We start from the raw sequence: 12,181 nt of genomic DNA, 5'->3' as shown, positions 1-12,181 counted from the left end.
GTCTACTGCGGGTAAGCATTGCGGCATTGGAACAGGAAGGCAATTCAATGTCACCTCGATTGCCCTATTTATCCAATGAAACGGCCGTGGTGGCCATACTTGAACTTATAAACGACATACTCCCCGACGACCAATTGACCAGTTACGATGCGATTGAAAAACTGTTGCTCTCGGACGATAGTAATACATAAGGGTCTTAAGGGGCCATAATAAAAGAAGCCCTGATCGTTTTTCGGGACAACGAAAAACGGGGCAAGGGATAAGAAACCCTAATCCGAAGAGGTGGGCTGCATTCGTTAAACGCCCTGTACACTCGTTCCGCCCACCCCTTAGGAAAGGGTTTCTAACCCCTCTGTGGAACCCGTCAAGGCCATGCAGGGTTTTAGCGATGTTAAAATCGGACACAAGGTTAATTTAAATGGCAATAATATGAGGGTTGCCCATAACCGAAATCGATAGGTCGCTAAAAGCCTTGACCGAACCCACTTCTTTTATTGTGGGGTCAATGTGGGAGAAACAAGGGATAGCCCCCTTAAGTCCCAACGAAACTTAAGAATATAAATGTGGCAATCTGGAATATGGTACGATTGATCGGCAATATGGGTAAAGCCCCAAAGCTGATAGTTATGGAAAGCGGGACAAAAATGGTGAGGTTTCCATTTGCGACCCATGAACAACATTTCTCGGCAAAAATGAAAGGCGGTGGAAAACCTCTTGGCATGCCGTAATAGCAATTGGTAAAACGGCGGATTTTATGCATAGGCGTTTGACGAAAGGAACAGAGGTCCTTGAATAAGGAAAACCGACCTACCGTATAATCCATGATGACCAAGTCGGAGAACGTTTTATAACCGAAATAGTGGTCTCCGAAATATTATCCTTTGGAAGGCCATAAAAAGATAGAGGGCAATACCAGTTCTCCGTTGATATGTACCCTCTTACCAGTTGTTGTACTGAACATTAAAGTTAAGATAATATCCAATTACTTTTTTAACCTTTTGTACGACAGCAAGTTTTGATCTAGATGCACCATCCATTTCAGGAAACTATAATTTTTCTTAGTTGTGTTGGATTATGTAATTATCCAATAGTGGTCATTATCCCCAAAGGACATCGGGTAGATTTGACTTTCCTTTTGATCACGAACCTTATGATTTGACTGAAGGCGACCGAATTTTATAAGGTCGTATGGAATTTTTGACCCTGTGGGAAGAAAAAGGAATAGCAAGAGGGTAACGTGCTGGCGCACCGTTACGTTTCCATTTTTCTCCCCAAGCCCCTAAATATGGGGGATTCGGGACATTTGAGGTTTTGATTGGAAACTCAGAAATTGTAACAAAACCTCTGAGACACCCGATAAACACTCAAAAAGATTGTCACAATTTGAAAGAAAACAAGATTAAACCTTGGATGATTTTAAAACGGTACGGAAAAAAAAAGAACCTTGACCAAATTCAAAAAGTTCTCGAAAAGGGTGGGCAAAGTTACTTCCAAACATTGGAAACGGTTATGTTTTTTTTTGACTGGCACAGCTTTTTCCCTTCGGACAAGTACGGTAAAGGCCTATTAAAGGAAATTTTGAAGAACCTTAAACGAACAGAGGTCATAATGGCGATTATCATGGATATCGAAAAGATCCAGACCCTACCAACGAATGCCATGATTTTTAGATTGTTTCAAAAAGGAGAGAAAGAGGAAGAAGAAAGTTTCTTTGAACAGGTGGAGCGCCAATATTTGGGTAGTAATTCTTTTCCCGATATGGATGACACAGCGGTTCTCAAAATACGCTATGAGCGATTGAGGGAGAGCTTTGATGACTTAAAAAGAGATTCCAGCTATGTACTTGAAAATGTCAAGGGGTAAAAAGTAGCTTTAGGAAAAAAAATTATAGATTGGAGCTAACTGAGGATGAGCTAATAAAAGTGAAAAGAGAGCTTAGAAAGGAGCATTTCTTATAGATAATTTAGCTGAAATGAACTAATTTAGAATCTATATAGCATGAAACACTTAAGTTTAAAGTAACCATGGTGTAGTGTTTTTTTTGCGTTTATTTATGTATTTGAATCGAGGTTTTGGTTACGGATATCTGTTAGGAATAGTAAGGTGGAGTTTAAAGTTTTGTGGATTCCATTAAACGAAAGCTGAATTTTCCACCTTTTAGGGAAATTTCTCGGGGTTATTAACATTATAGACTGAGTCAAAATAGGCTTATTAAGAATAAAATGTATGATTCGAGTTTACTTAGATTGGAATGTAATTAGCAGTCTTAAAAGACCGGATTATAAGGATATTAAAGATTTTATTTCTAAACACAAGAAGTATTTTCTAATCCCTTATACTCCTGCCCATTTTACTGACCTGATGAAGAGTTATAATCCGGATAATGAACTTTTCAAAGAAGACTTGAGGACTTTAGAATTTCTTTCGGACAAACATTTGTTGAGATGGGGTAAAGATGGGATAGAACCATTGTTTGGAACACCGACGGAGTACTTCGAAGGTGAAAAAAATAAAGAAGACATATCCGAATTAATGGATATGGAAAAAGTGTTTAAAGATCTTGATGAATCACTTGATGAAATCGGATTTGGTGAAATGAGCGGTTTAATGAAGTCTCTATATCAAAGCCAGCCTTCTGGAATTGAGATAACGGATGAAAATAGGGACATTATGAAAAAGATGTTTCCCAACTTGAAGCCTAATTCTAATATGTGGGATTTGATGAAAGAAATAGGCCCCTTCTCCCAAAAACTACTGAAAGATGGTAAATATTACAAGGACTTTAGAAATTCTTTGGGTGAGTATGGATTTAAGCTTGAGTCAAATTCTGGTAACTGGAATTATGACGAAGTAATAAAGAACATTGATTACTTTTTGTTAAAACAGGGAACCAAAATGACATTTCTTGAATATGTTGAGACCACTTTTAAACACAAAAAAGAGCCGGTAAATCAATATGAATATTACACAACTGCATATTTAATGCTGGACATTATTGGATATAAAATTGATAAATTACCCAAACCAACAGACAATATGCAAAATATTCAAGCTGATGGTGAACATTCTTTTTATGGGGCACATTGTGATTTCTTTGTTGCAATGGACAAAAAATTAAGGATTAAGTCAGAGGTGCTCTACAATGAATTCAATGTCCCAACCAAGATTATTGAGCCGAACGATTTGATATCTGAATTATCAAAAGTAATTGACGATATAGATGAGAAAAATGATATTCTCGGAGAAGCAATTAGTTTTTGCCAGGAAGATTCCTTTGTTGAATCATACTCTTCACAGGAAGGATCGAACACTGAAACGTTTGCATTTAAATTACCTAAGTTTTATTTCAACTATTTCAATTACGTGATTTGTACTATTTACCCAGAAATAGAAGGATTGGTTTTGACCTTTAGAAAAGCATTTAAAAATTATTCAAGGTTTATTTATTATACTGAAGCAGAAACATTGATAGATACAATAACTAGATGTTTTGGGTATGATGATTTACAGGAGTTAAAGATAAAGAAAAAGGAATTTGTCTATGAAGATAAAGACATAACTTTTGAATGGATTTTTGAAGGGGGTTTTATAAGATTAGAAAAAGAAGAAAACACTAGGAGACCAATTTTGAATTATGTCTTGTCAATTAAAAAAGAAAAGAAATGAACCACTATCAAAATAACATCATTACACAACTGATATACAAACTATTAAAACTTTTTTTATTTAAAGCATTGAAGCTATAATTTAAATACTATATGTTTCTCAAAGTAACCAACAAAAGTAACATGACCAACATCAACTCTCAAAGAGGATCCGAATGGCGTAGATGGGACTTACACATTCACACACCAAAAACAAAACTAGCTAATGCGTTTAAGGATGAAGACGAAGAAGCAATATGGAATAAATACATCGATGCACTGGAGACTTCACCCGTTCAAGCATTCGGGATAACCGATTATTATAGCTTTGACAATTATACCATTCTCATTGAAAAGTACTTTAATCGATATCCAAAATCAAAGAAGATTTTTTTTCCAAATATTGAGCTCAGGTTTTCTGAAGCTATAAGTAGAAGTAATGATAATCCCAATGTACATGTCATATTTGATAATGACGAAACCAATTGTCCACATTCAAAAATAAGCAAGTTTCTTTCCGAACTAAAGATTATTGGGGAATCCCCTACTGGCGGGAAAATTTCATGTTCCGACTTGGAAAAAGAGGATGAATATAAAGCGGCTAGCATTAATATGGAAGCGCTTAAGGATGCATTAAAGGTTACTTTCGGCGATGAAAAACCATACCTAATTGTGTTTCCGGCAAACAACGATGGAATTAGAAGTACGGACTCGGAATCGCCAAGAAAAGTAAGGGCATCTGACACGATGGATGAGATAGCTGATGTGTTTTTTGGTAGTTCTAAAAACAAAGACTGGTTTTTAAGGAATGACAGATATGTGGAAGGTGAATCAAAACCTAAACCTGTGGTATCTGGGAGTGATGCTCATTCCTTTGATGATTTAGAAAGACTTGAAGGTAATGTTCCTAATTTTGAACCCACTTGGATAAAGGCTGACCTAACCTTTAGGGGATTGCAACAAATTTGCTATGAACCTGACGTAAGAGTTTTTATAGGGTCAGAACCGCCAGTTGAGGCAAGAAAAAAACAAGAAGCGACCAAGTTTATATCAAACTTAAAGATTGACCAAATTGAAGACTATAACGAAAGTAACGGTAGCTGGTTTAAAGGGGTAGACATCCCCTTAAATCCAGAGCTGATTGCTATTATTGGGAACAAAGGAAGCGGGAAAAGTGCACTAGTTGATATTTTGGGTTTACTTGGAGAAAGCAATCAGGAACAGTATTTTTCTTTTTTGTCAAATCGTACTAAGAATAAGAAATTCAAACAGCCCGGATTTGCAGAAAACTTCAATGCTGAATTCCAATTGGAAAGTGGTACAGCTATATCAAAAAATCTTAATGATTTTGTAGATAAGGCCAAACCGGAAATGGTACGTTACTTGCCTCAGAATTATTTTGAACAACTTACCAATGATATAGAGATTGAAGAGTTCCGGCGCGAAATAGAGGATGTGGTTTTCTCTCATGTCGAACAAACTGAAAAAATGGGTAAAACCTCATTCTCTGAACTTCAGAAATTTAAAACACAACAAAGTAGTCAAGAAACAAGTGTTTTTGAAGCTAACCTAAGAGAAATAAACATTGAGATTGTACGCCTAGAAAAAGAGGGCAATCCTGATTTTAAGCTTAGTCTCGAAGAAAAGCTTAAAGCTAAAAAGGCTGAGTTGGATGCTCTTGAAAAGCTAAAGCCAAAAGAGGTTGACAAACCTGAAGGTCAAACTCCTGAGCAAAAAGAACTGACTCATAAAATTGCTGAACTCAATAAAAAAATTGAGGCTATCAACGAAAAGGAAAAACAAACGGTTGAGATTGTGACCAAGGAAAAAAACAAACTGCAAAAGGCTACTTCCTTGCAACAAAACCTTTCCTCTATGAATGCCGAGTTCATAAAACAGAAAGGAGCGTTAACAACCGTTTGTGAAGAACTTGGCTTAGATATTAATCAAATTATTAGCTTAAAGGCCAATATTGAGCCGGTTACAACCATGATTTCTACGATTAAAGCTGAAATCGTAAAATATGAAACGGATAACAAACAATCTTTTGGCAGTATAACAAACTTTGAAGAAGTAATCAGTATACCTGATTTGCGTTCTGCCTTTGAATACGTACAAAATGAGATTAGCAAGCTTAAAGAGCAATTAGGGACTCCACAAAGAAAGTACCAAAACTACCTTGATAGGCTTTCAAAATGGAAATCGAATAAATTGGCGATCATAGGAGAGGAAGAAAATCCCAGTCCAGGAACAATTAGGAAATTAGAAGCTCGATTATCATATATTAATAAAGAACTTGCGAGTAAACTTGATGCCGCATACACTAAACGGAGAGAACTTTCCGGAAAGATTTTTGAGAGCATGCAACATGTTCTTAGTTTTTATTCGGAGCTCAAACAAAGCGTTGAGTCGAAACTTGCTTCGGTAAGAACTGATGATTTTTCCGTGAACATTGAGGCGGCTTTTGTATTGGAACATTTTTTTTCTAAAACTCTTCTTGACCACATAAACAAGAATAAAACGGGTTCTTTTTATGGTAAGCAGGGTGCCCAAGACCTTTTAAGAAGTTTGCTTTCAGAAGTGAATTGGAATGACTTTAATTCGGTTTACTCATTTATCGAAGCGTTAATAGATAAACTTAAAAATCATAAAGGAAAACCGAACGATATTAATGAACAGGTTCACAATGTTAAGGATTTCTATGATTATCTTTTTTCCTTAAGCTATTTTTCTACACGTTATGAATTACGCTTAGGAGACAAATCCTTAAATGAACTATCTCCGGGTGAAAAAGGATTGTTATTGTTAGTATTTTATCTTCAACTTGATAAAAACAACACCCCTTTGATTATTGACCAACCGGAAGACAATCTGGATAATGAAAGTATTTTTACAGTATTGGCGTCATGTATTCGTGAAGCAAAAAAGAATCGTCAAGTGATATTGGTCACACACAATCCAAATTTAGCAGTTGGTGCCGATGCAGAACAAATTATTTATGTTAGGTTAGAAAAATCTCAAAATTATAAATTTTCTCATGAAACAGGTGCTATTGAAAATCCTAGAATAAACCAAAAAATTATAGATGTTTTAGAAGGAACACAACCTGCTTTTGTAAGACGTAGACTAAAATATCGGATAAAGTAATTCCTGATTGAAGATAACTTTGACTTCTTTCGATTAGAACAAAATTACAGATTATGTGGATAAAAGAACCTCCTGCTAAACTAGGCGTTTCATTAAATGAAAATGTAAATTTTCTCTATAATGTTGGCAATATATATATTATGGATAATCATTTGGCTGCTGGTTGGTCGTGGTTACAGGAGGTTGATGGAGAAATCCCTCATAACTATTTGCATATTGACAGACATTATGATTTACTCGGATTTAAAAAAACTATCCAAACACAGGTTATTGATAAAGGAATTAATTTACATGAATTGTCTTTTCAGGAATATTTAGAATTAAGGCAACTAGGAAACAATGGAGACCAATTTCAAATGTTCAGATGGGATAATTACATTTTGAATCTTAGCTATGCATATCCAAATTTATTTCAAAACACTTTCTTTGCTACGCATGATGAAGGTAACCGAGAAGATTATTTCATTAATGAGGATTTGGATTTTTTAAGGCTTTTATCTGATGTTGACTCTCTGATAGACCAGTATGGTGACCAAGGCTGGATATTAAACTTGGATATAGACTATTTTTACAGTAATATCGGTGAAGTTAATATTCAGGTGATAGATGACGAGTATATTATACAGCTAGTACTTAAAATTAGAAAAGTTATTGATAAACTGACAGTTTTCACTATTTGTTTAAGCCCTGAATGTTGTGGGGGATGGCAAAATTCAATAAAAAAAACTGAAATTATATGTGATGTTTTAGACTTGGATTTTATTACTCTATTGAGTAACAAGTCTAGTCATTAAGTTAGTAACAAGGAATTATTTGAAATTCAATTAGAATATAAGCCATGGTTATTTAGCTAATTGCTGTATGAAGGATAAAAGAAAGCAAAGAAATATTAATCTAGATACGGACAAGTATGAATTGGAAACTTTAGAGTTAATATATAGCGAAGCAAATGAAAGACTTTCTCAAACCTTTATCTCTTTTAGAGCTAATAGGAACACAAGTTTTATTGCAATCGGCATCTATTTTTCAATTTTATCTTTTTCGGCAAATGAGCTTGTGGATATGGAATATGCCAAAAGTGATATTTTGTATTTATTGTTGGCATTATCCATGATAATTTCCTTTGCTGTTTTATATAAAAATATCTTACCAGCAGGAATGACTGTTCCAGGGTGTGAACCAAAAAAATTAATTCACCGCCACTACGAACAGTTTAGTGAGAAAAATCAATTAAAACAGTACTATAAGATAAGGTTAATTGATCTTAATGAAGGCATCCTAAAGAACACTAATGAAGTTCATAAAGGTAGCAAAAGGCTAAGGCTTTCTATTTCTCTAGCCGTAGTTCTCGTCACGTTAGCCCTTTTTATTTACCTATTGCTTTTTATTTAATATCTGGAAGAGGTTCATTGCTTGTCACCCATTCATCCGTAGTACGAGGTGGTTGATTGTCTACCTGGGAGGTATCCTCCTCTTCATCATCAAAATAAATCATAATGTTAATTTTCTTCAATAAAATTAAGTCATTTATAAAAAATGCCGGATCCTATTGTTGTCGCTATGTATAAAAGTTATTAACAGTGAGTGAATTAGAGGTTATGGAGCACTAAGGGAGATGTCCTCTAAAATGTTTTATGCCCTAAAACTTTTCGGAGTTAAGTGTGCTTGTTGTACCTATGTTGTACCCAAGAAAGTTTGGGGCAAAGAAAAAGGGTTCCAATCTCTTGAAACCCTTGTCTTACTTAGTAGCGAGAGAGGGACTTGAACCCTCGGCCTCCGGGTTATGAATCCGACGCTCTAACCAGCTGAGCTACCTCGCCATGCTTAAAACGGCTGCAAATATAACGGATTATTTTGGCTCAATCAAAAAATAAATCACCAAAAAATAAATTGACATTTGTTTTTTTTAGTGGGGGAAATATCTATATTGTTCGGTAAAACAATTCGAGAATGAGTGAAAAAACAAAATACGAATTGGAGTTCGTAATTCAATCTTCGCCACAACTACTTTATCAATATATATCTACCCCTTCCGGACTTTCTGAATGGTTTGCCGATAACGTAAACTCTAGGGGAGAGGATTTTACCTTTATTTGGGACGAAAGTGAAGAGATCGCCAAAATGCTCAAAAAGAAAACCGATGAGTTCGTTCGTTTTGCATGGGAAGATGCCGAAGCTGGTGACTTTTTCGAAATGCGGATCATTGTAGATGAGATTACCAAAGATGTCTCCCTGTTTATCACCGATTTTTCGGAAGACGATGAAATGGAGGAGGCCAAAATGCTTTGGGACAACCAGATTTCCGATTTAAAACATGTTTTAGGCTCTGTATAACAACCCATATCTGTAGCGGTTTATGCAAGTAAATTTCAATGGCCAACTTATGGCCGAGGAAGTGCCTTATCTACCTCATGGTAATAGGGGACTATATGTAGGTGATGCCGTTTTCGAAAGTTTACGGGTAATGGGGGGTAAAGCGGTCTTTTGGGAAGATCATTATCTGAGGCTTATGTCGTCTATGCGTATGCTGCGTATGGAGATACCCATGGCGTTTACTATGGAGTTTTTGGCCGAAGAGATCAAAATCCTGCTGGAGGCCAATGGTTTGTTGGCGCAAACCTGTAGGGTACGCTTAACCGTATTCCGTAAGGCGGGTGGGCGTTATATGCCCAACACCAATGAAATAGACTATTTGTTGGAGGCCAGTGCCTTGGAAAATGCGTTTTTTACGCTCGAAGATTCTTCGTATGAAGTTGAATTGTTTAAGGATTATTACGTAAACAACGATCTGCTCTCCACCTTAAAGACCAATAATAAGGCCCTGCATGTAGTGGCCGGGGTTTTCGCCCAAGAAAATGGCTATGCCAATTGTTTGTTGATCAATGGGAACAAGCATGTGGTCGAGGCCATTAATGCCAATTTATTTTTAGTGAAAGGGGATACCGTGGTTACCCCACCGCTTTCGGATGGTGCGCTGAACGGAATTATCCGTCAAAAGCTAATGGAGGTGATAGGAAAAATGGAGGGCAAAACCTTGGAAGAACGCTCTATTTCCCCATTTGAACTCCAAAAGTCCGATGAGCTGTTCCTTACCAATGCCATTCAAGGTATACTACCGGTAACCAAATACCGTAAAAAGCAATATCAGTCTAGCTTGGCTTCCGAATTGATCGGTAAATTGAATACCATGGCCCGTTTATCGGTTATGGAAGGCTGATTTTCATGTTTTTTTTTAAATGACGCGTCCTGGTGCATTTCGGGACTCTTTGTATGGTAGCCCTTAGTTTAGGCTCGGGTTTTCAGGCGCATTGGCCCAAATGAGGTAGCGACCACCCAATTCGTGTATTTTCTTGTTCCAAAAAGCTTTGGCCGGTTCTAGGAAAATATCGTTTTCCATGCTGTTTTCTACCAAGACCCAAGATTGTGACTCCAGTTCTTGGTCTAACTGAAAGGCATCCCAGCCCGAATACCCTAAAAAGAAACGGATATCGTTTTCAGAAATATCCCCATTATTTATCAGATTGATAATGGTCTCGAAGTTCCCGCCCCAATATATACCATCGGCGATTTCTACGCTACAATTTACTAAATGCGGCACCTTATGTATAAAATAGAGGTTGTCTTGTTCTACGGGTCCACCATTATAGACCGGAAAAGGAATCTCGATTTCCTTTACCAGATCGCTGATCATATAGTGCAGGGGTTTGTTCAAGATAAAACCAAGGGAACCTTCTTCTGAATGCTCGGCCAATAGCACTACCGAACGGGTAAAAGAAATGTCTCCTGTCAATGACGGCTCTGCAATCAACAAAGTGCCTTTATCGGGTTTAGACCTGGTCATACGTGTTTAGTTGTACTTAAATATAGCATTTTTTAGTTAAATACTATGTGAGAAAACAGAAAGGGCGCTCCCCAGCGGGGAACGCCCTATATATTTTCTATACGAAAAAGACTTAGTTTACAGAGTTGGTCAACTCAGCACCAGCCTTGAATTTTACTACGTTTTTAGCAGCAATCTGGATGGTTTTTCCAGTCTGTGGGTTTCTTCCTTCCCTAGCGTTCCTTTTAGAAACAGACCAAGATCCGAAACCTACCAAAGATACTCGACCACCTTTTTTAAGGGAACCTTCAACGTTTCCTAGGAAAGATTCCAAGGCTTTTTTAGCGGCAGCTTTAGTGATACCGGCATCAGCAGCCATAGCATCTATTAACTCTGTTTTGTTCATAATTAAGTGAAATTAATTGTTGTTAAAATATCTACATAACAAATTTATACGGATTCTTGATCGACGCAAGTAAAACCGCGGGAAAAGCGCATGATTGTTGATAACTTCGGAAGCTCTGTTGATAAACTAACAGCTTTTGTGCGATTTTTCAGGGAAAATCCCTCTAAACCCTTTGTTTTAAAGGAACTCGGCATTATCCTGCCATTTTAATCCGTTTAAGGCTGCTGCGATTTCCATTTTTCGCTTCCCGGCCAATTGTAAACTTAGAACATTAATGTAGCCGTTGGATACGGCAATACCTAAACTATGCTTATCTACGATCGGGGATCCCACTTTTAATTCATGCGAGGCTTTTTCGAAGCGGGTTTCGAACAATTTAACGGTGCTTGCTTCTTCACCATTGGTAAAGGCGGTCCATGCGGCCGGATAGGGGCTCAACCCTCGAATATGGTCTTGGATCTTTTCCCCGGGTAAGGACCAATCTATCTTACAAGTGTCCTTATGTATTTTATAAGCTGTTTTTTGGGCCGATTCGGGTTGGGGTTGGGTCGTAACGGGCCCTTCAGTGATCAGCCCTAGGGTCTTTATCACCAATCGTGCCCCTTGTGCCATGAGTTTATCGTGTAGGCTTCCGGCATTATCTTCTGGTAAAATTGGGGTGCTTTCTTGTAGAATGATTTCCCCGGTGTCAATTTTATCGTCAATAAAGAAGGTAGTTACCCCGGTTTCGGTTTCCCCGTTTATTATGGCCCAGTTAATGGGTGCCGCACCACGATAATTGGGTAGTAAAGAGGCGTGTAGGTTAAAGGTGCCATATTCGGGCATGTCCCAAACGACTTTGGGCAACATGCGAAAGGCCACGATAACCTGTAGGTTGGCCTTCCAGGCCTTTAGGGCCTCTAAAAATTCCGGGTCGCGCAATTTTTCGGGTTGCAATAGGGGCAAGCCCTGGGCAACGGCATATTCCTTAACAGCACTCTGTCGTAGCTTTCTACCCCTGCCGGCCGGCCTATCCGGCGCAGTGATTACACCGACTACCTCATATCCGTTTTCTATAATCTGTTTTAAGGTACCCACGGCAAAATCTGGGGTTCCCATAAAAACGATTCGTAAGGCTCTTTTCATATTGTTTTTGTTTTGTCAAACATAATAATGAATTCAATC

The 12,181-nt window shown here is 37.5% G+C and carries 11 protein-coding genes and 1 tRNA gene; 8 read left to right on the top strand and 4 right to left on the bottom strand.

The window, feature by feature from the left end; genetic code table 11:
* The 6 genes from B7P33_RS19410 to B7P33_RS15285 all read left to right on the top strand — a co-directional run.
* Positions 1-191 (top strand): hypothetical protein (locus tag B7P33_RS19410; protein WP_172435968.1); only part of this gene is annotated, 191 nt, incomplete at its 5' end.
* A 1,192-nt stretch (positions 192-1,383) separates the two neighbouring features.
* Entirely contained in the window at positions 1,384-1,863 is a 480-nt protein-coding gene (locus B7P33_RS15305) for a BfmA/BtgA family mobilization protein (protein WP_141402497.1), read from the top strand.
* 363 nt (positions 1,864-2,226) lie between these two features.
* A complete protein-coding gene (locus tag B7P33_RS15300) occupies positions 2,227-3,666 on the top strand; it encodes a hypothetical protein (protein ID WP_097442949.1) in 1,440 nt (479 codons plus the stop codon).
* A gap of 122 nt (positions 3,667-3,788) precedes the next feature.
* On the top strand, positions 3,789-6,791 hold the full coding sequence (locus B7P33_RS15295; RefSeq protein WP_172435966.1) for a TrlF family AAA-like ATPase: 3,003 nt from the start codon (positions 3,789-3,791) through the stop codon (positions 6,789-6,791).
* A gap of 53 nt (positions 6,792-6,844) precedes the next feature.
* A complete protein-coding gene (locus B7P33_RS15290; protein ID WP_097442942.1) occupies positions 6,845-7,585 on the top strand; it encodes a peptide arginase family protein in 741 nt (246 codons plus the stop codon).
* A 67-nt stretch (positions 7,586-7,652) separates the two neighbouring features.
* Positions 7,653-8,183 carry a hypothetical protein gene (locus B7P33_RS15285; protein WP_097442940.1) on the top strand — a complete coding sequence of 177 codons (531 nt, stop codon included), beginning with the start codon at positions 7,653-7,655 and terminating at the stop codon, positions 8,181-8,183.
* Positions 8,184-8,537: 354 nt separating this feature from the next.
* Here the strand turns inward: B7P33_RS15285 and B7P33_RS15280 are convergent.
* Positions 8,538-8,611, bottom strand: a tRNA-Met gene (locus tag B7P33_RS15280).
* A 130-nt stretch (positions 8,612-8,741) separates the two neighbouring features.
* Here B7P33_RS15280 and B7P33_RS15275 point away from each other — a divergent pair.
* Positions 8,742-9,125, top strand: a complete 384-nt coding sequence (locus B7P33_RS15275; protein WP_097442937.1) for an START-like domain-containing protein — start codon at positions 8,742-8,744, stop codon at positions 9,123-9,125.
* Between the two features lie 22 nt (positions 9,126-9,147).
* On the top strand, positions 9,148-10,008 hold the full coding sequence (locus B7P33_RS15270; RefSeq protein WP_097442934.1) for an aminotransferase class IV: 861 nt from the start codon (positions 9,148-9,150) through the stop codon (positions 10,006-10,008).
* A 63-nt stretch (positions 10,009-10,071) separates the two neighbouring features.
* On the opposite strand, the gene B7P33_RS15265 is transcribed toward B7P33_RS15270, so the two are convergent.
* The 3 genes from B7P33_RS15265 to fmt form a co-directional block, all read right to left on the bottom strand.
* Positions 10,072-10,632 carry a YqgE/AlgH family protein gene (locus tag B7P33_RS15265; protein ID WP_097442932.1) on the bottom strand — a complete coding sequence of 187 codons (561 nt, stop codon included), beginning with the start codon at positions 10,630-10,632 and terminating at the stop codon, positions 10,072-10,074.
* Between the two features lie 112 nt (positions 10,633-10,744).
* Complete coding sequence (locus B7P33_RS15260; RefSeq protein ID WP_097442930.1) at positions 10,745-11,017, bottom strand: HU family DNA-binding protein; 273 nt, start codon at positions 11,015-11,017, stop codon at positions 10,745-10,747.
* A gap of 177 nt (positions 11,018-11,194) precedes the next feature.
* Complete coding sequence (gene fmt, locus B7P33_RS15255) at positions 11,195-12,142, bottom strand: methionyl-tRNA formyltransferase (RefSeq protein ID WP_097442928.1); 948 nt, start codon at positions 12,140-12,142, stop codon at positions 11,195-11,197.
* Positions 12,143-12,181 lie beyond the last annotated feature (39 nt).

It is taken from the genome of Sediminicola luteus, from assembly GCF_002514735.1.
Classification (GTDB): domain Bacteria; phylum Bacteroidota; class Bacteroidia; order Flavobacteriales; family Flavobacteriaceae; genus HQA918.
The sequence above is the reverse complement of the archived record's forward strand: the minus strand, read 5'-3'. Positions and strand labels throughout refer to the sequence as shown.

Excerpts from the sequence above, each read along its gene's own strand:
- B7P33_RS15300 (WP_097442949.1), top strand. The coding sequence starts at position 2,227 with ATGATTCGAGTTTACTTAGATTGGAATGTAATTAGCAGTCTTAAAAGA.
- B7P33_RS15295 (WP_172435966.1), top strand. The coding sequence starts at position 3,789 with ATGACCAACATCAACTCTCAAAGAGGATCCGAATGGCGTAGATGGGAC.
- B7P33_RS15290 (WP_097442942.1), top strand. The coding sequence starts at position 6,845 with ATGTGGATAAAAGAACCTCCTGCTAAACTAGGCGTTTCATTAAATGAA.
- B7P33_RS15285 (WP_097442940.1), top strand. The coding sequence starts at position 7,653 with ATGAAGGATAAAAGAAAGCAAAGAAATATTAATCTAGATACGGACAAG.
- B7P33_RS15275 (WP_097442937.1), top strand. The coding sequence starts at position 8,742 with ATGAGTGAAAAAACAAAATACGAATTGGAGTTCGTAATTCAATCTTCG.
- B7P33_RS15270 (WP_097442934.1), top strand. The coding sequence starts at position 9,148 with ATGCAAGTAAATTTCAATGGCCAACTTATGGCCGAGGAAGTGCCTTAT.
- B7P33_RS15265 (WP_097442932.1), bottom strand. The coding sequence starts at position 10,632 with ATGACCAGGTCTAAACCCGATAAAGGCACTTTGTTGATTGCAGAGCCG.
- B7P33_RS15260 (WP_097442930.1), bottom strand. The coding sequence starts at position 11,017 with ATGAACAAAACAGAGTTAATAGATGCTATGGCTGCTGATGCCGGTATC.
- fmt (WP_097442928.1), bottom strand. The coding sequence starts at position 12,142 with ATGAAAAGAGCCTTACGAATCGTTTTTATGGGAACCCCAGATTTTGCC.